This window comes from Acidiphilium sp. MT5 (genome assembly GCF_054767495.1).
The window spans coordinates 68,731-90,210 of the sequence record NZ_BAABMR010000001.1 but is presented as its reverse complement, the minus strand read 5'-3'; the positions used below and the strand labels follow the sequence as shown (position 1 = coordinate 90,210).

Genomic DNA, 21,480 nt, shown 5'->3' with positions numbered 1-21,480 from the left:
CGATATTATCGATCAGGCGTGATGATACAACCCGAAACCAATTGAAATTATCGCGTTACCCTCATGCTCCTATATCAAGGGCAGGAATCCCTTGGAACCGACAGGAGCGAAAATGAGTGTTTTACGCCCTCGGTCCCGTATTCTTGGTGCCGGCTTGGCTGCCATAATCGGGGCTGTGTTGCTGATGCCGCAAAGCGCCTATGCTTGGTGGCCGGGGCCGCGCTTTGCCGTTGGCATTCGCGTGCCCATCGTGGTGCCGCCAGCCTATCTGCCCCCGCCGGTTTATCTGCCACCACCTGTTTATGCGCCACCCATCTATGCGCCACCCACCTATGCGCCACCCATCTATGCCCCAGCCCATGTTCCCGGGCCAGTGCGGGTGTGGGTGCCACCGCATTATACGCCGCGCGGGGTGTTTATTCCCGGCCATTTTGTGTGTCGGTGAAGGAAGATCGGGCGCTAAGGCAATCAGGCTCTGAGCACAAAATGCCGGGTTTCGCCAAAATCCAGCGTGTCGAACTGATCGGGCGTGAGATGGGCGGCGCGGCGCGCGCGGGCTAAATCTTCCAGCGGCGCATCCACCGGCTCGTCGGTCAATTGAAACGTGCCGAAATGCATGCCCAGCGCGCGCCGTGCGCCCAATATCTGAAAGGCGCGCACGGCATCATCGGGGTTCATATGCACCGATTCCATGAACCAGCGCGGCTCATAGGCGCCGATGGGCAGGAGTGCTAAATCCGGCGCGCCGAGCCGGGCGCGGATCGGTTCGAAATGGGTGGTGAAGCCGGTATCGCCCGCAAAATAGATCCGCTCAGCCCCCGCCGCATGATTGATCATGAAGCCGCCCCACAGCGTTGTGTTGCGATCCCGCAAGGTGCGGGCGGCGAAGTGGCGAGCCGGGGTGAGGGTGATCGCAGCGTCGCGGCACGGCACCGTCTGCCACCAATCCAGCTCGATCACCGGGCCGAGCCCCTTGGCCTCCAGCCAGGCTTTATTGCCCAGCGGTGCAAAGAGCGGCATCCGCCCGAAGCGCGCGCGCAAGGCGCGCAGGCTCGGCACATCGCAATGATCATAATGGTTATGCGAGAGCAGAATCGCATCCGGGCGCGGCAAGGCCGATAAAGGCTGGCCGGGGGCGCGCACCCGGCGCGGGCCGATGAAGCTCAGCGGCGAGCAGCGTTCGGAAAAAATCGGATCGGTGAGAAGTGTTAACCCCGACAAGCGGAGTAGAAAACTGGAATGGCCGATGAACGTGACGGCCACCTGCCCCGGCGTAACCAGATCCACCGGCGGCGGCCAAAACTGGTTCAACCGCCGCTTCGGCCAGGGCGAGCGCGTGCCACGCCGGGTTAGCCATTTGAGGGCGCGGAACCGGCTGACATTGCGCCGCGCTCCTTCAGGGTTGAAGAAGTGCTCACCATCAAAATGATCCACGCGCGCCCTTTCAGCCATCAACCCATCAGAAATGAGGCGGGCGCTGGAATCCAAGCCAGGATGTTTCCAGCGCAGCAGCCACCGCGATGGTGGTGCGATCCTCATAAGGCGCGCCCAAAATCTGCATACCAAACGGCAAGCCCGCCTCGGTAAATCCAAGTGGGGCTGATGTGGCCGGAAGCAACGGCATGGTGGCGATGCCGGCCCAGAATAATTGCTCGATGAAGGCGCGGTCTTCGCCATTGACCATCACCCGGCGATCCGCAAGCCCATGGACCGGGTCATGCGGCTGTGCTGCGATCGAGGCGACCGGGGCGATCAGCACGTCCCAACTCTCGAAAAACTGATCCCAGGCGAGGCGCGCGCGATGCCGCTCCTCGTTCAGCCGCAGCCAGAGCCGATGTTCGATCAGGGTGGAGCGGGAATCGCGCACCGCAAAATCCTCATCCGCACGCGCCGGACCGGCCTTGGCGAGCAATGCGCGCATCACCGCGATGCGATCATCAGGGATGCGCGCCGACAACGCAGCGTTCAACAATGTCAGATAGGTCTCGTTGGCGGCGGCCAGATCAAGCGCCGGGCGGGCGGTGAGCGAGACTTTGGCCCCCTCGCTTTTCAAATGCCGAGCCAGCTCATGCAAGGAAGCGACGATTTCGCGCTCAACCGGCGCGCTCGGATGATCGGCCAGGATCGCCACGCGCAATCCGCGCAGACCGCGCTGGCGCGGTTGCGGCAACGCCAAACGCAGGCCGCGTTCAATCGGTGCCGGTCCGGCCATCAGGCGGAGTGCAACATCCAAATCCCCCGCACTGCGCGCCATCGGCCCGATCACCGATAGATCGGTCGGCACCACACCGCCGGCCAGCGAATGGCCGAGCAAGGGCAGCAAATTCCAGGTGGGTTTATGGGCATAGACGCCGCAGAAATGCGCCGGATCACGCAGCGATCCACCAATGTCACTGCCTGCTTCTAAAGAAGCGAAGCCCGCCGCCAGCGATACCGCCGAGCCGCCGGATGATCCACCGGCCCAGCGCGTGACATCCCACGGATTATTGGTTTGCCCATAAACCGGGTTGCGCGCCTGCCAATCCATCAGCAGAACCGGGACGTTGGTTTTGCCAGTGATGATGGCACCCGCCGCCTTCAATCGCGTGATCGCGAGCGCATCGGCCTCGGCCACATGCAACGCCTCCGGCACACCCCAGCAGGTGGGCAGGCCCGCGACATCGTAACTTTCCTTCACCGTCATCGGCACGCCGAACAAAGGCGGCAATTTGGCCGCTTTTTTGCGCTGCCGATCATGATTGCGGGCGGTGGCCAAAGCGCGGTCAAAATCACGCACCACCACGGCGTTCAACGCGCCATCCAACGCCTCGATCCGGGCGATTTGCGCTTTCACCGCCTCGGTGCAGGAGATTTTTCCACCGGCAATCGCTTTGGCAATTTGCCGGGCTGTGGCGTAGGCGAGGTCCATGGGATTTCCCTTCAATTAAACGATGCGTTGAAAGCGCCGCCATCGATCAAGATGTTTTGCCCAACGATATAGCCCGACTGAGCGGCACAGAGGAACGCGCAAGCATCGCCGAATTCGCGCGGTGTGCCAACCCGCTGGGTGGGATTGGATTGAGCACGGCGCATAATTTCGTCATCAACGCTGCGCCCTGCAGCCTGCGCCGCCGCTTGGGCGTTGGCGCGCAGCCGATCGGTCAGGAACGGCCCGGGGAGCAAATTATTAATTGTCACATTATGCCGCGCCACCTCCCGTGCCACCCCGCCGACAAAGCCGGTCAAGCCCGCGCGCGCGCCGTTGGACAGGCCGAGCGTGGGGATTGGTGATTTGACCGAAGCGGAGGTGATATTGACGATGCGGCCAAAGCGCCGCGCAATCATCGGGTCGATCACGGCGCGGATCAGGGCAATCGGGGTCAGCATATTGGCGTGCAGAGCGGCCAGCCATTGGGCTTGGGTCAAATCGCGAAAATCGCCGGGTGGGGGACCGCCAGCATTGGTAATCAGAATATCCGGCTGACCGGCCACGGCGAGGGCGGCGGCGCGCCCGGCCTCGGTGGTGATGTCCCCGGGGGCGATATGCACCACGGCACCGGTTTCAGCCCTGATCTCGGCGGCGGTCTGCGCAAGCGCATCGGCGCCCCGGGCGGTGATGGTGAGTGTCACACCTTCGCGCGCGAGGGCGAATGCCACGGCGCGCCCCAAGCCTTTGCTGGCCGCGCAGACCAAAGCGGTGCGCCCTTGCAATCCCAGATCCATGTTTCGCTCCTCCCTCCCAATCCCTTGTCGGCAGTTTGGACCAAGATTACAGCAAACGGCAAATGGCGCGCCCTTGCGCCGTTGCAGGAGCTTGCCGATGTCTGACCGCGCACTTGCCGGACTTACCGTGATCGACCTGACCCGCGTGCTCGGCGGGCCTTATTGCACCATGATCCTCGCCGATCACGGCGCGACGGTGATTAAAATTGAACCCCCGCAGGGCGATGAGGTGCGCGATTGGGGACCGCCATTTCTGGAGCGCGCGAATGGGGCGCGCGATGCCAGCTATTTTCTTGGCGCCAATCGCAATAAGCGGGCGATGAGCCTGGATTTATCGCGCGAGGCCGGGCGGGCAGTGCTGCGCCGCTTATTGGCCAAGGCCGATGTGCTCACCGAGAATTTCAAACCCGGCTCAATGGAAAAATGGGGCCTCGGTTATGCGGATTTGGCGCCGGCGTTTCCGCGCCTGATCCATTGCCGGATTTCCGGTTTCGGCGCGGACGGGCCGCTGGGCGGGCTGCCGGGCTATGATGCGATCGTCCAGGCGATGTCGGGCCTTGCCAGCATCAATGGCACGCCGGGCGGCGGCCCAGTGCGTATGGGCGCGCCGGTGGTTGATATGGGCACCGGGCTCTATGCGGCGGTCGCGATTCTGATGGCGCTGTATGAGCGCCAGCGCTCGGGCCTCGGCCAATTCATCGACATGACGTTGCATGATACCGCCTTGGCTTTGTTGCACCCGGCAGCGGCGAATTATCTGCTTTCAGACAAAATTCCGGCAGGCTCGGGCAACGCGCATCCGAATATCGCACCTTATGAGGTGTTTCGTACTGGCAACGGTGCCATTTTCATCGCTTCGGGCAATGACGGGCAATTTCGTAAATTATGCGCGCATTTGGGCCGCGCCGCATTGGCCGATGATCCGCGCTTCGCCGATAATGCCGCACGGCTCGCGCATCGGGCGGCGATGGTTGCCGAGCTTGAAGCTTTGTTGGCGGATCGCGATGGGGCCACGGTGGCGATGGAGCTGATTGCCGCCGGGGTGCCCGCCGGGGCGATGCAAACCGTCGATCAGGCGCTGGGCAGCGCACACACCGCGCATCGGGCGATGGTCGCGGATTTGGATGGCATCAAAACACTCGGCACGCCGATTAAATTTTCGCGCACGCCGGGCGGGCCAGAGACCGGCACGTGGACCAAGCCACCTTGCTTCGCCGCCGATCAGGCGCAGATCCTCGCCGATTACGGTTTTGCGCCGGATGAGGTCGCCGCCCTGGAGGCGGAGGGAATTATCCGCACGCGCCGACTTTAGAACAATATCGGCTGGTCTCGATTCTGAGGATCGAGCCCAGCCGATGAAATTGATCGTCAAACCACGGCTTAGAAACTGATTGGGGCCAACCAATCAGTTTCTAAAATTTTACCCGGTGATCGATCACGCGTTTGGCTTTGCCGAGTGAGCGTTCGAGCGCGCCCGGCGGCTCGATCTGCAGGGTGCACGACACACCAAGGCGCTGCTTGATCAAATGCGCGGCGTGATGGGCTGCATCCTCCATCGGCGTGCCGGCCCAATGCTCGGGGCGACATTCGGCGCGGATCAGCATTTCATCAAGCCGATGCGGTCGGCTGAGTTCGATCACGAAATGACCAGCGCACCAGGCTTGTTCAAACAAGATTTCTTCGATCTGGGTGGGGAACAAATTGACCCCGCGCAGCACGATCATATCATCGGAGCGGCCGGTGATGCGCGCCATCCGCCGCATGCCGGGCCGTGCGGTGCCGGGCAGCAGGCAGGACAAATCGCGGGTGCGGTAGCGAATAATCGGCATCGCCTGCTTGCTCAGCGTGGTGAATACCAACTCGCCTGGCGTACCATCGGGCAGAACCGCGCCGGTCAGCGGATCGATAATTTCGGGATAGAAATGATCCTCCCAAATATGCGGACCATCCTTGGTTTCCACACATTCCTGCGCCACACCGGGGCCGATGATTTCCGAAAGGCCATAAATGTCGGTGGCCTCGATGCCAAACCCGGCTTCAAGCTCGGCGCGCATCGCCCCGCTCCAGGGTTCCGCGCCGAAAATGCCGATTTGTAAGGCGGTTGCGCGCGGATCGCGCCCGCGCTTGCGGAACTCATCGAGGATCGCCAGCCCATAGCTCGGGGTAACCATGATAATCTGCGGCTCGAAATCGATGATGAGCTGGACTTGCCGCTCGGTCATGCCGCCCGAAACCGGCACCACCGCACAGCCAAGCCGCTCCGCGCCAGCATGCGCGCCCAGCCCGCCGGTGAACAAGCCATAGCCGTAGGCGATATGCGCGGTCATGCCTGCGCGCCCGCCGGCGGCGCGGATCGAGCGGGCGACCAGATTGGCCCAGACATCGAGATCGGCCTCAGTATAGCCCACCACCACCGCCTTGCCGGTGGTGCCCGATGAGGCATGCAGCCGCCTGATCTCGCTGCGCGGCACGGCGAACAGGCCAAACGGATAGGCTTGGCGCAAATCATCCTTCACCATCAGCGGGAATTTGGCCAAATCGGCCAGGGTGCGAAAATCATCCGGATGCACGCCGGCCTGATCGAATTTGGCGCGCATCGGCGCCACATTGGTATAGGCGCGGTGCAGGGTGGTTTTCAGCCGCGCGGTCTGCAGGGCGATGATTTCATCGCGCGAGGCGAATTCGGTCGGATCACGCTGGTCGTAGGCTGGATGGGCCGATTGTTGCATCCTGTCGCTCCCGAAATCGTATTGATTGATTGGTTTACGGCGATAGATCATAAACGTTTCGGCGGGATGTGCCAGCAATGTTGCATGGGGTTGCCCTGAAAATTTCATGGGTGCGGAGTAAAAATTCGCTTGCATCGCCGGGCGATTAGCCTCATATCGCGCGCTCTTAGCCCCGGGGGGCGCAGCGCGGTGTTGCGTTCTACAGGCTGTCACTGGTTGAGGGGGTTCGCGATGAACGCACTTGCCCGACTGGGGATGGTCTCGGAGATTCCGAGCGAAAACCAGACGATGATGGATAACGCCGTTGGTGCCAATGGTATCGGTGACGATCAAGCCGTGCCAAAGGATTACTTTGTCGAGCGCGATGGGGTCCGCTTTGCCGGCACTCATTTGCTCATCGATATTTGGGGCGCGAGCCGCCTTGATGAGCCGGAATTGATCGATGAAACGTTACGCGCAGGAGCACTCGCCGCCGGGGCGACGATTCTGCATAGCCATTTCCATCATTTTACCCCGAATGGCGGCGTTTCGGGCGTGGTGGTGCTGGCTGAAAGCCATATCTCGATCCATACATGGCCGGAGCGGGGCTTTGCGGCGCTGGATATTTTCATGTGCGGGGATTGCAACCCGTATCAGGCCATCCCGCTGATTAAAGCCGCGTTCAGCCCGTCCGATGTGCAAGTGGGCGAGCAACGGCGCGGCCTGACGTCCTAAGTCAAATTGTCTTTCATTGAAATCACCGTCCGGTCTCGCACCGGGCGGTGTTTTGCTGCGGAGCACGATCATGACCGATATGTGGTTCAACGAATCGCTTTATCCGGCCTGGGGCCAACGTTTTCGCGTGGTGCGCGAATTGGCGCGGGTACGCAGCGATTTTCAGGATATTGCGATTTTCGAGAGTGAAACCCATGGCCGGGTGATGACGCTGGACGGGGTGGTGCAAATCACCGAGGGCGATGAATTTGTCTATCAAGAAATGATCGCGCATGTGCCGATCCTGGCGCATGGTGCGGCGCAATCGGTGTTAATCATCGGTGCGGGCGATGGCGGCGTGCTCAAGCGGGTGCTGATGCATCCCGGCGTGACCAAGGCGGTGATGGTTGAGATCGATGGCGAGGTGATCCGCCTGTCCAAGCAATTCCTGCCCACGATTGGCGGCACCGCCTGGAGCGATCCGCGCGCCGACGTGATTGTCGGCGATGGCATCGATTATGTCAAAAAGGCGCCGGATGCGAGTTTTGACGTGATTATCGTCGATAGCACCGACCCGATCGGCGTGGGCGAAGTGCTGTTTACCGACGAATTTTATCAAAATTGCGCGCGGATTCTAACGGATCGTGGCGTCATTGTTAATCAATGCGGCGTGCCCGCCATGCAGGCCGATGAGTTGCGCGATACCTCGGCCCGTCGGCGGCAATTTTTCCCGCATGTCACCGCCTATGTGGCGGCGGTGCCAACCTATGTCGGCGGCTACATGACGCTGGGCTGGGCCGGCAAAGACCCGACCCTCACCCAACAAACAGCCGCCACGATTGCAACGCGCGCACAGGCGGCGGGCATTATCGGCACCACCGAATATTGGACGCCCGAAATCCACCGGGCCGCGTTTTTCCTCCCGCCTTATATCAGCAAACATCTGCCGTAAGCGTGGTGGTTCGCGGTGGTTCGGGGGGCGCGAGGGATGGTCCGTCCATCCTTCACGCGCTTTGTTTGGCGAGGCAGGGAGCGGCGAAGAGATGGCCGTGCCACATGCCGTGCAGGGTTCGGCTGGTGACCAGGCTCCAGAAAAACACCAGCAATAGGGTCAGAGCCGCGGCGAAAATCTCAAAGCCGCGATAACCAGTGCTCGCGGCCAGCGCGTAGGTTGCGCCGGTATAAACGCCGAGCGGGAAGGTGAAACCCCACCAGCCCATATTGAACGGTAGCCCCTCTTTTAAATAACGGATCGTAATCATCATCGCCATGCCCAACCACCACAGGCCAACGCCCCACAGGAGCAGGCCACCAACCACGCCGAGGGCTTTGGCGACCAGAAAAATCGGCTCCAAGGCTTGGCCTGCGAACGCGCTCGCCGCAGCGTTGCCCAGCACGATCAGCGCGGTGCTGCCGGTGCCAATCGGGCCGAGGGTAAGCCAAGTCGATACCGCCATTTCGCGATGCGGCAGCTTATGCAAGGCAAGACGAAGAAACAGGATGGCCAGAATCCCGAAGGCGAGCGGCACCGAGAGCGCCCACAGCCCGTAACCGATCATCACAACAATTTGTGCGCTCGCGGTGGCCAGATGCGGCGCAATCGTTCCCGCGCTGACCGCCGCCACTTCTGCCGGCACAATCGGCAGCAACCAAACCCCGGTCATGGTGGTCAAATGATGGGTCTGACGGGTGAACATGAAAAACGGCACCAGCCAGCCAATGATCAAAGCCAGCACGACATCCCCATACCAAAGATCAAGAGCGGCGCGCACGGCCAGCGGACTATGCGGATAAAACCCGACCAATCCATTAATAATCGGGGCAAGCCCCATCGGGATGGCGCCGAGAAACATCGACATCACCGGATGATCGAGCAGCTTTTTTGCATCCGCCGTGAACCAAATCCAACGCGCCGCGAACAACAGCGCGAAAATCAGATAAAGCGCGCCATCCCCCCAAAACAACACCCGCGTGAGCGAAACGAGGCCAGGGATGGCCAGCGGAAATTGCGCGAGTATCAGGAACAAAATCCCGGTGCCCATGGTCAGGGTGAACCAATTCGGGGTGAATTGGCGGACGATTTCGCGCGGATGAGAAACGCGCTGAAGCGGGCGCCACGGCGCAATTGTTTGGGTGAGCACGGCTTGGGTTCCTTATTGGTGACGCCCTGGATATAGGCCAAACCAATCAATCGTCCAACGTGTTCAATCCGATCATTATAATCTTAATATTAGATTGATTATGATCGCCAGATTTTGCGCAGCCTCAAAAAACCCCGATACGCCCATTCGGCGATGATGTTGAATGGCGGGATCGCGATCAGCGCAGCAAGATAGCGCAAGCCCGGCATGGGCCGCCAGATTTCGGCGAAGGCCGCAGCCCCCACCGCCAACGAACCATCCGCCCGGCGCACATGCATGCGGGCAAGCGCGTCCGCGCGGGACAAATCGCTGCCCAGCACGCTCGCGTCAGCGCAGGTGACATCGACCCAACTGAACAAATCTGCTTCCTTGCGCTGCTGATAATAGCCAATTTCGCGGGCGCATACCGGGCAGGCACCATCATAATAAACAATCGGGCGTTCACCCATCAGAGCCTCCGCGCGGCGCAACGATATCGATTGATCTCGGCATAGAGCAGGAGATTGGTGCGGATGATTTTTTTGCAATCGCGTGGCCCTGATGCGCCCCGGCGATCCATCCCTACATGAGTGAGCGAAATTCTCACCCTTTCGGACCCTGACATGCTGCATCCTCTCATCGCTTTTCCCCCGACCCGCGACGCGGGGCTTGACCGGCTGCGGCAGTTTGCGCCGGGTGCTGGTGGCCGGTATGCGGCGGGGCGCAACACCGATCCTGGGCCCGATCAACCCAGCGCGGTCTCGAAACTCTCGCCCTATCTGCGCCGCCGCCTGATGACCGAGCCGGAAATCATCAGTCACGTGCTCGCGCATCACAGCGCGCAGGCGGCGGATAAATTTATTCAGGAAGTGCTCTGGCGCACCTATTGGAAAGGCTGGCTGGAGCTGCGCCCCGGCGTTTGGACCCGTTTTCTGCAGGCGCGCGACGAGCAGGGCGATCATTGGGCCGGTTCGAAGGCGTTGCACGACGCCGAGCAAGGGCGCACCGGCCTTGAGGGTTTTGATGATTGGGCGCGCGAGCTGGTTGAAACCGGCTATTTGCATAATCACGCCCGCATGTGGTTCGCCTCGATTTGGATTTTTACCCTGCGCCTGCCCTGGGCGCTTGGGGCTGATTTTTTTCTGCGGCATCTGCTCGATGCCGACCCGGCCAGCAATACCCTGTCCTGGCGGTGGGTGGCCGGGCTGCAAACACCGGGGAAGACCTATTTGGCGAGCGCCGAGAATATTGCCCGCTATACCAATGGACGGTTCGCACCGGTCGGGCTTGCGCCGCGTGCTGAGCCTTTGAGCGAAGCGCCGCTCGAAGCGCCGCGCCCGTTGCCCAAAGCGGAAAGCCGAAGTCCCGATGCGCCATTCCTGTTGCTGATTACCGATGAAGATTTGCATCCGGAATCGATGTTTCGCTCCGGACCCGATCTCGCCTCGGTGCTGATCGTGAGCGATCCCCGCTTGCATCATGGCGATTGTTCCGCGCAATTCGCGGCGCGGGCGGCGGAGGATACCCATGCGCGCCTGACTGGGCATGTCGAGGTGCCGGTTCAGCGCGCAACCCGGCTCGATGCTGAGACCATCATGACCGCCGCTCATGCTGCGCGCGTTCGCGAGATCATGACGCCCTATGCGCCGATTGGGCCGGTTGCTTCGGCCCTGAGCGCGATCACCCCGCAACTTGCCGCCGCCGGTCTATCGGTCCGGCAGCTTCGCCGCCCGTGGGATGAGCAATTTTGGCCGAGCGCCAGTAAAGGGTTTTTTCCGTTCAAAGAGCGCGTCCCTGCGGGGTTGCGGGCGTGTGGGTTACTCTGACGCCGATGCTCAATATCGTTTGGTTCAAACGCGATTTGCGGATCACCGATCATCAGCCTTTGGCCCGCGCCTGCGAAGCCGGGCCGGTGTTGCCGCTCTATATCGCCGAACCGGCGCTCTGGGCGCAGCCGGATGCGTCCGCCCGGCAATGGGCGTTTGCTCGCGAATGTTTGCACGAGCTGCAGCAGGCGCTTGCGGCGCGGGGGCAGGCACTCACCATCATGATGGGTGACGCGGTGGCGATTTTCGATGCGCTGCATCGGCGGCACGGCATCAGCGCGATTTGGAGCCATATGGAAACCGGCAATGGTTGGACTTATGCGCGGGATCGGGCCGTGGCTGCTTGGGCGCGGGATGCGGGCATTCCCTGGCACGAATTTCAGCAATTCGGTGTGATCCGCCGGCTGCGATCCCGCGAGGGGTGGGCGCGGCGCTGGGACCGGATGATGGCCGAACCGATCACGCCAGCCCCTGCGCAGATCACGCCGCCGCCGGCGATGCACGCGCCGCCATTGACGCCGATCCCCAGCGTTGAGGAAATGGGTCTGCGGCCTGACCCCTGCCCTGCCCGCCAAGTCGGGGGGCGCCGCGCGGGGCTGGCGGCGCTGGAGAGTTTTTTTGCCGTGCGGGGGCGTGATTATCGGTGGCGCATGTCGAGCCCGGTTACCGCGTTCGAGGCCAGTTCGCGCTTGTCGGCCTATATGAGTTGGGGCGCGTTGTCGCTGCGGGAAATTGCGCAGGCGACGGCGGCACGGTTGCGTGCGCTGCCCATCAATGATCCGGATACGCAACGCTGGCGGGCCTCGCTGGTTTCGTTCGCCGGGCGCCAGCATTGGCATTGCCATTTCATCCAGAAACTTGAAGGCGAACCCAGGCTGGAATTTGAGAATTTGCACCCGGCTTATGATGGGTTGCGCCCGACCCAGGCGGATGAGGCGGTGCTCGCGGCCTGGTGCGCTGGGGCGACCGGTTATCCGTTCATCGATGCGTGTATGCGCGCCCTCGATCATCATGGGTGGCTTAATTTTCGGATGCGCGCGATGCTGACCTCATTTGCCAGCTATCATCTCTGGCTGCCCTGGCGGGCCAGCGGCCTGCATCTCGCCCGGCAGTTTGTTGATTACGAGCCGGGCATCCATTGGCCGCAAATTCAAATGCAGTCCGGCACCACCGGCATTAATACGATGCGGGTGTATAATCCGGTGAAGCAAGGGCTGGATCATGACCCGACCGGGCAATTTGTGCGACGCTTCGTGCCCGAATTGCGCGCGGTGCCGGACGCTTTTATCCATCAACCTTGGCTTTGGCCCGGCGCTACCACGCTTGCTTATCCGGCCCCGATTATCGATCATGAAGAAGCTGCCCGCACGGCCCGCGCGGCGCTGCATGCTGTTCGCCTTGGTTCTGGCCATCGCGCTCAAGCCGCGCAGATTGCCGCCAAGCATGGCAGCCGCAAAGCGGGGATTAAGATGACCGGCCGCAAGCCACGGCGCGCCGCCAAGCCCGATCAGGACCGGCAACTTAGCTTTGATTTGTAGGTTAGGCGCTTAATGATGCTGCAATTGCTTAACGATGGCCAAGGAGCGCGTGACGTGCTGGACCGGCGAGATGTGGTTTTGGGCGCTCGACATTGAGGCGACGATTTTGCCGTTCGGGCTGATGACGAAGGTTGTGCGGGCGAAAAACCCGTGATTGATGGCTTGGCCCTTGATGGTGGTGGCCCCTTGGATCGGCGGGTAGAGCTTGACGCCATAGAGCGCGCCGATGGAGCCGCTGGGGTCTGAGGCGATGGGGAATTGGCCGGCGCAGAATTTGGGGTCACGCTCGAATTTGTTGAGCATGGGGATTGAATTTTCGGATACGCCCAGAATGGTCGCGCCCGCTTTGGCGAATTGCGGCTTATCGGTGGAGAAGGTGTGGGCTTCGAGATCGCAGCCGCTGGTGTAGGCGGCTGGGAAGAAATACAGCACCACCGGGCCTTTCGCGAGCGCCTGCTTCAGCGAAAAATTGTAATCATGGCCGGCGAGCGTGGCCGGGAGGGTAAAATCGGGCGCTTGGGTGCCGGGTTTCAGCATGGTGGCCGGGGGCGTTGCCGCGCACGCCGGAATCGCCACGGCGGCGATGAGGGCGACGAGCGCTGTTTGAACCCAACGATTGATCATGATGAAACTCCCCTGATGGCTAAGACTGCAATTTTTAGCGCCACTCTGGCAAATAGGGCGTTTGGGGATGTGCGAAAGGCTCGCTCATAAGTTTTTTCCTTTTTTGCTCCTTTTTTATTTCTGCTCCGGAACGATTTGGGCAATATTCTCCGCCTAGCGCTCGAAGTTGATTTTTGCGCGGGCGGGGGGTGCGTAAATATGGCCGGGGAGTGTGGGGCGTGGCGGCGGAGCAGGATATTTTGCCAGCATGTAGTCGTAAAATGACGGCTCCGGTTTTTCGCTCCGCCGCGCTGGTTTGCGCGCCGGTTTTTGCTCCGGTTTGCGGGGCTTGCGCGGTAATTTGAGATAAGTCGGCAGCGGAATCGCGAGCATGTGGCAGATCGGGCGTAGCACGCGACCGATTCGGGGGTTTTCGCCGTGGAGGAGCGACAAGTCTGGGTCTTCGAGGAAGCGGATGAGATGGCCGCGCACATAGGGGATGTGATGGCCGGGGAATGTTTGCAGCAGCCAGCCTTTTTGCTCCGGCAATTCGCTCCTTTTTGCGCCGGTTTGAGGGGGTGGCGCTGGTGCTTGTGCTGATTCGGGCGTGGTTTGAGCTTTGGGCTGTGGTTTCCGTTCGCGGATGGGGCGGGGATTGCAGGAGAGGGCGCGGAAGCGGAGGGAGAGGAGCGAAATGCGGTGCCAAACCGCCCATTTGAGGGCGAGATTAAAGCGGGCATAGTCGGGGGCGCCGAGGGTTTTGCGGAGCATGTGCGCGATCGCGGTGAAGCGGTCGGCGAGACTTTGTGCGAGTTGGTTAGTGACCTGCTCCATGTGCCTAACATGGCATAGGAGGGGGTGGGTGCGAAAGAGCGAAAATGATTAAGGGGCGTTAGGGGTGGCGGCGTAGCGTTGGGTTCGGGGGTTCCAGCGATACGTGATGCAGTGGAGCGGGGCGTTGGGGCCGAGATTTGGTTCATCTTGGGCAACAATGAACTGGGTGGGGAAATGGTGATGCCAATGGGTGGCGGCGATATAGCCGCGATTGGGGATGAGGGGGAACAGGTTTTCTGGCAGGGTGGCGAGGGGTTTACCGTTGCGGTTGATGAGGATGGGCAGCGGCACGGGATCGCTATTTTCGGGGCTGTCGGGGGTCCAACGCTTGCCGTTCACCCATTCGAGGCTGCCTGCTTTTTGAGCGGCGGGAAGATTGAGCGCGAGGATGCGCAGGATTGTTTTACCGGATGGGTCATTGACCGGACACAGCTTCATAAAGGGTTGATAGTGCGGCCAATCGATGCCGATAATTTTGCGACCGATGGGGTTGAAGCGCGCGGGGACGGCGGAACAAGCGCTGGGCTGGATGCGGACCGGGTGAGCGGCGGCGGTGGCGAGGGAGGCGAGGACGGCAACGCCTACGAAGATTGACGCGTTTCTCATGGTTTGGTCCAGAATTTTACTCGATATTTGTCTCTAATTGATCGAACGGTCATCGGCGTGGATGTAAGCGCATCAGTTCGGCTCGCGTCGATGTCACATAGCTGTGATAGCGCGACTAATCAATTCAGATTGACGAGTCGTTAACTCACTGATATTTTCATCATGTTTTAAGTGTATCGGGAGGCAGGACAGTAAATTTCATGAGATTGGCTGTTGCAAAAATCAAAAATTCTCAAATTTTAGTCATTTGAGTTAGTGTACCAAATGTTATTTTTTGATGTAACGAAAAATCGTTCGATCTGCCGGTTGAAGCGTAGCGAATAATCAACTGGATGTCGCATTTTGCGCCTTTGCTCGTTGGAAATTGCTACGTTGATGGCAGCCTCGCCAGCGTATGCCGCTGTCATGTGGTTGTCATGTCGGCGGTTGGCTCGCGGATCTGCTGGATCAATCGCGCATTCGCTGGCGATGTTGGCATAAATCGTTTTTTTATGTGGGCCGTCTGGTTCCAAGATGGTCTCAAGGGGCAACACGCCAGTAGTCGTCCGAAAATGTCTCTGGCAACATGCGGGCCGATGGGTCGGCAGCATGCCGATGCGTGCGGGTTCGAGAATGCTCTCACGCACACCCTGATTGGCCGGTGGTGGCGAAGCTTCCACCGCAGCCGGTTCGGTCAGAAATTGATTGAAGATATGCTGTTCCTGCCGCCGATTAGTGCAGGGATTGGCGCTGACCTCAATTCCGGAGGTCAATACCCAATTACATCTTACCGCGTTGGGGGACGACCCTGAATGCGGTTTATCCACACTCTCAATGAACTCTGAAATAGGCGAGCAGGAAATGACCAAAACTACTATCGTATCGGCGGCTGTTACACTGGTTAGTGGCTCAACGACGATTACTAACACGTCCGCCGAGCTTTTGAGCGGATCAAGCTTGATTAATTATGGCTCGACTGCGGTTTTAGTGGCGGCAGATATTTTCATTCCATCCAATGTAAGTTTTAATCTAACCAACCAAGTCACGCTCAGCCTCGACGGAACGGCCGTTGGAGTCGGCGGCGAACCAAATTATCAAACAGGGGAGGCTGGTTATTCGCCTTTTGGTCTCGCCGCAGCTGTCGATTCATCCGGTGTTGGCACGTTCACCAATGCGGGCCTCGTTGAGAGTTCACTAATCGAAACGATAGTCGCCGCGACCGCGACGACCACTCCCTTATTCGAATCTGCCAGCGATGGCGTATTTCTGGCCGGCGGAACGTTGATCAATCTGTCGAGCGGCATCATCGAAGCCAATGGCGTTGGTGCATATGTTGGTGCCGCTGCAGGGGGCGATGGGATTATCAATAATGCTGGATTGATCCAAGGTTTGCAATCGACGATTAAAGGGTCCTATTTGTTTGGCACATCTACAAGTTCGTATACGAAAACTGCATTTGGCTATGGCGTTCAAATTGGCCAGTTCTATAACAGTGTGAGCGTAAACGTTGTTGAATCGTTGATCAATTCTGGCACAATTAAAGGGTCCGTTGCTGTCGATGCGTCCGGTTTGGTGAGTATTTCCAATTCGGGGACGATCCTCTCAGACGGCCCTGGAGTGCAAATAGGCGCTAGTTTAAGCGCCGCTTTCGCTAATGGCGGCGCGATTTATGGCCGAAATGTGTTGTTGCCGTTCTCAAGCTCTGGCACGTATCAGTATCAACCTTCCAATCTGATGGTTACCAATACAGGCTTGATTAGCAGCAACCCGACGGCTGGTTTTGGAATAAACTTTGAAGCGGGGACGGTTATTAACGAAATAGGCGGTACAATTTTAGGTTATAATGGCGCTGTCTTAGATGGATTTCAGCAACCATTTGGAAGCACTTACGGCAGTAAAGGCGGTGTGATTTTCAATGACGGGATGATTACTGGTGGCGTTAGCGGTGCCTCTGGTTCGTTGATTGAAAATCAAGCGGGCGGGCAGATTAGCGGCGGGCATGATGGGGTCGGCGTATATTTGAATGGGGCGACGCTAGAGAATGCCGGGACGGTTGCCGGCACAAAGGACGCCGTGAGCTTCGGCACCGCCGGTGGAACCATTATCGTCGAGTCCGGTGCGGTGTTTACCGGTAGTATCGCAACAAACAGTTCGATCGATGTTGTTGCGTTTGCTGCACCGACCTCTGGATCGTCGATATCACTGTCGACTTATTTCGGGGGCGATTTATCGTTTGATTTCTCGTCCGCTTCCTCGCTCACAGTTGAGGGGAATGTGGCGCAGCTCGCATCGGGGGCGCCGATTTCCGGCTTAACGCAAGGGGATACGATCAAGCTCGACGGGATTGGCGCGACGACTGCAACGTTTGTGGCAGGCGTTGGGCTTGAACTGTCGAACGCGACGAGCACGGTAACACTTGATATCCAGGGCAATTTCACGACGAGCGACTTCATTGTTTCCGACCCGCCTGCGGTTACAACGATTGTGGTAAATGCCAATCCGTGCTTTGCAGCGGGCGTTGAGATATTGACCGATAAAGGTCCTGTTCCCGTTGAATCGCTCAAGGTCGGTGATCATGTCGTGCGTGTGCAGGGCGGGGTTGCTCCAATTGTCTGGATAGGTCGGCGGCGGTTGAATTTGGCGCGCCATCCTTATCCTGACACTGTAAACCCGATTTTGATCGAAGCGAGTGCAATTGCTGATCAGGTGCCGAATCGCGATTTATATGTGTCACCCGATCATGCAATCGCGCTGGCAGGTTGTTTGATTCCTGCGAAGGTTTTAACAAATGGCTTTACGATACGCCAAGTGAAGCGGCCAAAAATTACCTATTACCATGTCGAGTTGGCAGATCATGCAGCAATATACGCTGATGGCTGTCCGGTCGAATCATATTTGGAAACCGGCAATCGCGGGGCTTTTGATAATAGCGACGCACCGTTGATCCTGTATCCGGATCTGGCCCAAACCAAGCGCGAGAAGCAAAGCTGCGCACCGTTTGTTGAAAGTGGGCCGATTGCCGAGGCAGTCCGTGCCAGTATTTTAGCGCGGGCCAAGATTGCGATGACATCTGATCCGGGGTTGATGATTATGCCACGCTCGGACGGTGCGGTGGTTATAGCAAGCCGAACCGCGATACCGGGTGAAACCACCGCTGATCCGCGTGACCGGCGGACGCTCGGCGTGAAGGTCACTCGCTTGCAGGCGGGTCGTCGAGTGATCCCGCTCGATCATCCCGCGCTTGCTGCCGGTTGGTATGATATGGAAGCTGATGGCCGATGGACCAATGGACACGCGATTGTGCCCGCCGGTTTGGTGGCCGGCGAGCCGGTGATGGTGGAAATCGGCGCTGCGTTAGGCTACCCGCTAGTCGTATCACCGATGTCGGCACCGGCAAAAATTCGTCGTCGAAGAATGCCAATGTGATGGTTGTAAAGCGACCTGGCAGTCGAGATATGCGCAAGCCGTTCCGCGATAAGATTGGCGGGTGATTGCTGGGGCACGGCATTAGCCCTAGCGGGATGGGCCGCGCGATTGGGTGGGGAGGCTGGTTAGGCGGATTCGGTGATCAGGGTGAGGAGCGAAAGACCGTAGCGGTCGATTTTGCTGGTGCCCATGCCGGGGATGGCGGCGAGGTCGGCGCGGGTTTGGGGGCGGGCGTTGGCGAGGGCGATGAGGGTGCTGTCGTGGAAGATGACGTAGGCGGGTACGCCTTGTTCGCTGGCGAGTTGTTTGCGCAGCGCCCGGAGTTTTTCGAATAGGGGGGCGTTGCTGGCTTCGGGGAGCGAAATTTTGGTGGGGTGTTTGGGGCTGGCTGGGGTGCGGGATTTGCGTTCGGGCTCCAGGTCGCGCCGGAGCAAAATGGTTTCGTGGCCGCGCAGGATGGGGGTTGCGCGCTCGGTGGGGATCAGGGCGCCGAAGGCCTCGTGATCGACGGCGAGGATGCCGTTGACGACCAGTTGGCGAAATACCGAACCCCAGGCTTTGCGATCAAGCTCGGTGCCGACGCCGAAGGTGGGGAGCGCATGATGGTTAAAGCGGGTGATTTTTTCGGTTTGGATGCCGAGCAGCAGATCGGTCAGGTGGCCGACGCCGAAGCGCTGGCCGGTGCGGTGGATGGCGGAGAGGGCTTTGCGGGCGGCAATGGTGCCATCCCAGGTGGCGACCGGGCGGGTGCAATTATCGCAATTGCCGCAGGGGGCGGGGTAGGTTTCGCCGAAATGGGCGAGGATGGCTTGGCGGCGGCAGCCTGCGGTTTCGCAGACGCCGAGCAGCGCATCGAGCTTGCCGCGTTCGATGCGTTTGACCGCTTCGGGGGCGTTGCCTTGATCGATCATGCGGCGGCGGAGCACGACGTCTTGCATGCCATAGAGGAGAAAAGTTTCGGCTGGGTTGCCATCGCGCCCGGCGCGGCCGGTTTCCTGGTAATAGGCTTCGAGGCTGGAGGGGAGATCGAGATGGGCGACGAAGCGCACGTCGGGTTTGTCGATGCCCATGCCGAAGGCGATGGTGGCGACGAGGACGAGACCCGTGCCGGTGAGATCATCGGCGAGGAAGGCATCTTGGTGGCGGGCGCGGGTCGTGGCGTCGAGCCCGGCATGGTAGGGGAGGGCGTTGATGTTTTGGGCTTGGAGCCAGGCGGCGGTTTCATCGACCGTGGCGCGGCTGAGGCAATAGACGATGCCGCTCACGCCGGGGTGACGGCGCAGGAAGCTGAGCAATTGGCGCTTGGGTTCGGCTTTGGGCAGGATGGCGTAAGTGATGTTCGGGCGATCAAAGCTGGAGCAGAATAATTTGGCGTTGGGCAGGCCGAGGCGGCGGGCGATGTCGTCGCGGGTTTGCGGATCGGCGGTGGCGGTGAGGGCGATGCGCGGCACGCCGGGATAGCGCCCGCCGAGGCTGGCGAGTTGCAGATATTCCGGGCGAAAATCATGGCCCCATTGGCTGACGCAGTGGGCTTCATCGATGGCGAAGAGCGCGATGGAGAGATCATCGAGCAGGGCCATGAAATCATCGGAGACCAGGCGTTCGGGCGCGACATAGAGCAGATCGAGCTGGCCTGCGCGCAATTGGCTGCGCACGGCGGATTGTTCGGCGCCGGTGATGCTGGAATTGAGGGCGGCGGCGCGCACGCCGAGCTGGCGCAGGGCTTCGACCTGGTTGCGCATCAGGGCGATGAGCGGAGAGACGATGACGCCGACGCCGGGGCGGCAAAGGGCGGGGAGCTGGTAGCAGAGCGATTTGCCGCCGCCGGTGGGCATCAGCACGATGGCGTCTTGGCCGGTGATGAGATGATTGACGATGGCGGCTTGATCGCCGCGAAAAGCGGAATGGCCGAAAATGCGGTGCAGGAGTGCCAATGGATCGGGCGGTGCGGTCGGGCGGGTGCGAGGTTGGGTCAGGCTGGGCACGGGCGATTTGTACGATTATTCGTCGCGTCGGGGCAAGCGAGTCGAGGCAAGCGAGTCGGGGCAAGCGTGGTGGGGGCTGATGGCAGCGCTGAACAAAAACTTGTATAGAGGGCAGAGCAAGGAGAAAAACCATGTCAGCCAATGCAGCTTTGCAAGCCCGCCACACGCAAGCCGTGGCGCGTGGGGTGGGAATTGCCCATCCGGTTTACTGCGCGCGCGCGGAAAATGCCGAATTATGGGACGCGGAGGGGCGGCGCTATATCGATTTCGCCGCCGGCATCGCGGTGCTGAATACCGGGCATCGGCATCCGAAAGTGATGGCGGCGGTTGAGGCGCAGATGGGGAATTTCACCCATACCTGCTTTCAGGTTTCGCCGTATGAGCCGTATATCGCGCTGGCGGAGCGGCTGAATGCGATTGCGCCGATTGAAGGGCCGGCGAAGACGCTGTTTTTGACCACCGGCGCGGAAGCGGTGGAGAATGCGGTGAAGATTGCGCGCGCGGCCACCGGGCGGCCCGGCATTATCACCTTCGCCGGGGGCTATCACGGGCGGACCCTGCTGACCATGGCGATGACGGGTAAGGTGTTGCCGTATAAGAAGAATTTTGCGCCGATGCCCGCCGAGATTTATCACGCGCCGTTCCCGTTCGAGACGTTTGGGGTCAGTGTGGCGGATAGTTTGCGCGCCATTGATATGCTGTTTCGCGCCGATATTGAGCCGTCGCGCGTTGCGGCCATCGTGATTGAGCCGGTGCAGGGCGAAGGCGGGTTTATTCCAGCCCCGATCGACTTGCTGCAGGCGCTGCGGGCTTTGTGCGATCAGCACGGGATTTTGCTGATCGCCGATGAGGTGCAAACCGGCTTTGCCCGCACCGGGCGGATGTTCGGGATTGAACATTCGGGCGTCAAACCGGACCTGATGACCATTGCCAAGTCACTCGCTGGCGGATTTCCGCTGTCCGGCGTGATTGGCCGCGCCGCCATTATGGACGCGCCGGAACCGGGCGGGCTGGGCGGGACGTATGCCGGCAGCCCCCTCGCCTGCGCCGCAGCACTCGCCGTGCTCGATGTGATCGAAGATGAAAAATTGATCGATCGGGCCAATCATATCGGGGCCACCATGACCACGCGGCTGCACGCGATCGCTCAGCGCAATAGCAGCGTGCCGATCAACGCCGTGCGCGGGCCCGGCGCCATGATCGCCTTCGATGTGGTCAAACAACGCGGCACCGCCGAACCCGACGCCGACGCCACCCGCGCCGTGCTCGCGAAAGCACGCGGATTGGGATTGATCCTGCTGTCATGCGGGGTTTACGGCAATAGCATCCGATTGCTCAGCCCGCTCACCATCGGTGACACCACCCTCGCCGAAGGGCTCGACCTGCTCGAACAGGCGCTGACGGTTTGAGCCGGGGAATTGGGGCAAGGGAAGGGAAAA

Annotated in this window: 19 protein-coding genes; 8 read left to right on the top strand and 11 right to left on the bottom strand. The window is 60.3% G+C overall.

What is annotated here, in order from left to right; all coding sequences use genetic code 11:
• Nucleotides 1–112 precede the first annotated feature (112 nt).
• On the top strand, nt 113–445 hold the full coding sequence (locus tag ACYUCQ_RS00465) for a hypothetical protein (protein WP_460252527.1): 333 nt from the start codon (nt 113–115) through the stop codon (nt 443–445).
• A 23-nt stretch (nt 446–468) separates the two neighbouring features.
• On the opposite strand, the gene ACYUCQ_RS00460 is transcribed toward ACYUCQ_RS00465, so the two are convergent.
• The 3 genes from ACYUCQ_RS00460 to ACYUCQ_RS00450 are packed head-to-tail and all read right to left on the bottom strand — an operon-like array spanning nt 469 to nt 3,702.
• Entirely contained in the window at nt 469–1,452 is a 984-nt protein-coding gene (locus ACYUCQ_RS00460; protein WP_460252526.1) for an MBL fold metallo-hydrolase, read from the bottom strand.
• A 7-nt stretch (nt 1,453–1,459) separates the two neighbouring features.
• Nucleotides 1,460–2,908, bottom strand: coding sequence for an amidase (locus ACYUCQ_RS00455; RefSeq protein ID WP_460252525.1), 1,449 nt, complete (start codon nt 2,906–2,908; stop codon nt 1,460–1,462).
• Between the two features lie 11 nt (nt 2,909–2,919).
• A complete protein-coding gene (locus ACYUCQ_RS00450; RefSeq protein WP_460252524.1) occupies nt 2,920–3,702 on the bottom strand; it encodes an SDR family oxidoreductase in 783 nt (260 codons plus the stop codon).
• Between the two features lie 97 nt (nt 3,703–3,799).
• Here ACYUCQ_RS00450 and ACYUCQ_RS00445 point away from each other — a divergent pair, with 97 nt between their 5' ends.
• Complete coding sequence (locus ACYUCQ_RS00445; protein ID WP_460252523.1) at nt 3,800–5,014, top strand: CaiB/BaiF CoA transferase family protein; 1,215 nt, start codon at nt 3,800–3,802, stop codon at nt 5,012–5,014.
• Nucleotides 5,015–5,114: 100 nt separating this feature from the next.
• On the opposite strand, the gene paaK is transcribed toward ACYUCQ_RS00445, so the two are convergent.
• Complete coding sequence (gene paaK / locus ACYUCQ_RS00440; RefSeq protein WP_460252522.1) at nt 5,115–6,431, bottom strand: phenylacetate--CoA ligase PaaK; 1,317 nt, start codon at nt 6,429–6,431, stop codon at nt 5,115–5,117.
• 231 nt (nt 6,432–6,662) lie between these two features.
• On the opposite strand from paaK, the gene speD reads away from it, so the two are divergent.
• Entirely contained in the window at nt 6,663–7,145 is a 483-nt protein-coding gene (speD, locus tag ACYUCQ_RS00435; RefSeq protein WP_460252521.1) for an adenosylmethionine decarboxylase, read from the top strand.
• Nucleotides 7,146–7,215: 70 nt separating this feature from the next.
• Nucleotides 7,216–8,076 carry a polyamine aminopropyltransferase gene (speE, locus tag ACYUCQ_RS00430; RefSeq protein WP_460252520.1) on the top strand — a complete coding sequence of 287 codons (861 nt, stop codon included), beginning with the start codon at nt 7,216–7,218 and terminating at the stop codon, nt 8,074–8,076.
• A gap of 52 nt (nt 8,077–8,128) precedes the next feature.
• On the opposite strand, the gene ACYUCQ_RS00425 is transcribed toward speE, so the two are convergent.
• Nucleotides 8,129–9,265, bottom strand: coding sequence for a TDT family transporter (locus ACYUCQ_RS00425; protein ID WP_460252519.1), 1,137 nt, complete (start codon nt 9,263–9,265; stop codon nt 8,129–8,131).
• 98 nt (nt 9,266–9,363) lie between these two features.
• A complete protein-coding gene (locus ACYUCQ_RS00420; RefSeq protein WP_460252518.1) occupies nt 9,364–9,714 on the bottom strand; it encodes a thiol-disulfide oxidoreductase DCC family protein in 351 nt (116 codons plus the stop codon).
• A 153-nt stretch (nt 9,715–9,867) separates the two neighbouring features.
• Here ACYUCQ_RS00420 and ACYUCQ_RS00415 point away from each other — a divergent pair, with 153 nt between their 5' ends.
• Both ACYUCQ_RS00415 and ACYUCQ_RS00410 read left to right on the top strand, forming a co-directional pair.
• On the top strand, nt 9,868–11,070 hold the full coding sequence (locus ACYUCQ_RS00415; protein WP_460252517.1) for an FAD-binding domain-containing protein: 1,203 nt from the start codon (nt 9,868–9,870) through the stop codon (nt 11,068–11,070).
• Nucleotides 11,055–12,608: an FAD-binding domain-containing protein gene (locus ACYUCQ_RS00410; RefSeq protein WP_460252516.1), complete on the top strand. Its 1,554-nt coding sequence runs from the start codon at nt 11,055–11,057 to the stop codon at nt 12,606–12,608. Before ACYUCQ_RS00415 ends, ACYUCQ_RS00410 begins: the two co-directional genes overlap by 16 nt.
• A gap of 9 nt (nt 12,609–12,617) precedes the next feature.
• Here the strand turns inward: ACYUCQ_RS00410 and ACYUCQ_RS00405 are convergent, their stop codons facing one another.
• The 4 genes from ACYUCQ_RS00405 to ACYUCQ_RS00390 all read right to left on the bottom strand — a co-directional run bounded on the left by ACYUCQ_RS00405 (nt 12,618) and on the right by ACYUCQ_RS00390 (nt 15,403).
• On the bottom strand, nt 12,618–13,232 hold the full coding sequence (locus tag ACYUCQ_RS00405) for a peroxiredoxin (protein WP_460252515.1): 615 nt from the start codon (nt 13,230–13,232) through the stop codon (nt 12,618–12,620).
• Nucleotides 13,233–13,385: 153 nt separating this feature from the next.
• Nucleotides 13,386–14,045: a hypothetical protein gene (locus ACYUCQ_RS00400; RefSeq protein WP_460252514.1), complete on the bottom strand. Its 660-nt coding sequence runs from the start codon at nt 14,043–14,045 to the stop codon at nt 13,386–13,388.
• A 48-nt stretch (nt 14,046–14,093) separates the two neighbouring features.
• Nucleotides 14,094–14,651 (bottom strand): hypothetical protein, encoded by a 558-nt coding sequence (locus ACYUCQ_RS00395; protein ID WP_460252513.1) that lies wholly within the window; start codon nt 14,649–14,651, stop codon nt 14,094–14,096.
• 239 nt (nt 14,652–14,890) lie between these two features.
• Nucleotides 14,891–15,403: a hypothetical protein gene (locus ACYUCQ_RS00390; RefSeq protein WP_460252512.1), complete on the bottom strand. Its 513-nt coding sequence runs from the start codon at nt 15,401–15,403 to the stop codon at nt 14,891–14,893.
• An 88-nt stretch (nt 15,404–15,491) separates the two neighbouring features.
• Between ACYUCQ_RS00390 and ACYUCQ_RS00385 the strand changes: the two genes are divergently transcribed.
• Complete coding sequence (locus tag ACYUCQ_RS00385) at nt 15,492–18,056, top strand: Hint domain-containing protein (RefSeq protein ID WP_460252511.1); 2,565 nt, start codon at nt 15,492–15,494, stop codon at nt 18,054–18,056.
• 125 nt (nt 18,057–18,181) lie between these two features.
• Here ACYUCQ_RS00385 and recQ read toward each other — a convergent pair whose 3' ends face one another.
• Nucleotides 18,182–20,041 carry a DNA helicase RecQ gene (gene recQ / locus ACYUCQ_RS00380; RefSeq protein ID WP_460252510.1) on the bottom strand — a complete coding sequence of 620 codons (1,860 nt, stop codon included), beginning with the start codon at nt 20,039–20,041 and terminating at the stop codon, nt 18,182–18,184.
• 131 nt (nt 20,042–20,172) lie between these two features.
• On the opposite strand from recQ, the gene gabT reads away from it, so the two are divergent.
• Complete coding sequence (gabT, locus tag ACYUCQ_RS00375; RefSeq protein WP_460252509.1) at nt 20,173–21,450, top strand: 4-aminobutyrate--2-oxoglutarate transaminase; 1,278 nt, start codon at nt 20,173–20,175, stop codon at nt 21,448–21,450.
• Nucleotides 21,451–21,480 lie beyond the last annotated feature (30 nt).

Excerpts from the sequence above, each read along its gene's own strand:
- ACYUCQ_RS00455 (WP_460252525.1), bottom strand. The coding sequence starts at position 2,908 with ATGGACCTCGCCTACGCCACAGCCCGGCAAATTGCCAAAGCGATTGCC.
- speE (WP_460252520.1), top strand. The coding sequence starts at position 7,216 with ATGACCGATATGTGGTTCAACGAATCGCTTTATCCGGCCTGGGGCCAA.
- paaK (WP_460252522.1), bottom strand. The coding sequence starts at position 6,431 with ATGCAACAATCGGCCCATCCAGCCTACGACCAGCGTGATCCGACCGAA.
- ACYUCQ_RS00465 (WP_460252527.1), top strand. The coding sequence starts at position 113 with ATGAGTGTTTTACGCCCTCGGTCCCGTATTCTTGGTGCCGGCTTGGCT.
- ACYUCQ_RS00405 (WP_460252515.1), bottom strand. The coding sequence starts at position 13,232 with ATGATCAATCGTTGGGTTCAAACAGCGCTCGTCGCCCTCATCGCCGCC.
- speD (WP_460252521.1), top strand. The coding sequence starts at position 6,663 with ATGAACGCACTTGCCCGACTGGGGATGGTCTCGGAGATTCCGAGCGAA.
- ACYUCQ_RS00395 (WP_460252513.1), bottom strand. The coding sequence starts at position 14,651 with ATGAGAAACGCGTCAATCTTCGTAGGCGTTGCCGTCCTCGCCTCCCTC.
- ACYUCQ_RS00385 (WP_460252511.1), top strand. The coding sequence starts at position 15,492 with ATGACCAAAACTACTATCGTATCGGCGGCTGTTACACTGGTTAGTGGC.
- ACYUCQ_RS00450 (WP_460252524.1), bottom strand. The coding sequence starts at position 3,702 with ATGGATCTGGGATTGCAAGGGCGCACCGCTTTGGTCTGCGCGGCCAGC.
- ACYUCQ_RS00415 (WP_460252517.1), top strand. The coding sequence starts at position 9,868 with ATGCTGCATCCTCTCATCGCTTTTCCCCCGACCCGCGACGCGGGGCTT.
- ACYUCQ_RS00460 (WP_460252526.1), bottom strand. The coding sequence starts at position 1,452 with ATGGCTGAAAGGGCGCGCGTGGATCATTTTGATGGTGAGCACTTCTTC.
- ACYUCQ_RS00420 (WP_460252518.1), bottom strand. The coding sequence starts at position 9,714 with ATGGGTGAACGCCCGATTGTTTATTATGATGGTGCCTGCCCGGTATGC.
- ACYUCQ_RS00445 (WP_460252523.1), top strand. The coding sequence starts at position 3,800 with ATGTCTGACCGCGCACTTGCCGGACTTACCGTGATCGACCTGACCCGC.
- ACYUCQ_RS00400 (WP_460252514.1), bottom strand. The coding sequence starts at position 14,045 with ATGGAGCAGGTCACTAACCAACTCGCACAAAGTCTCGCCGACCGCTTC.
- gabT (WP_460252509.1), top strand. The coding sequence starts at position 20,173 with ATGTCAGCCAATGCAGCTTTGCAAGCCCGCCACACGCAAGCCGTGGCG.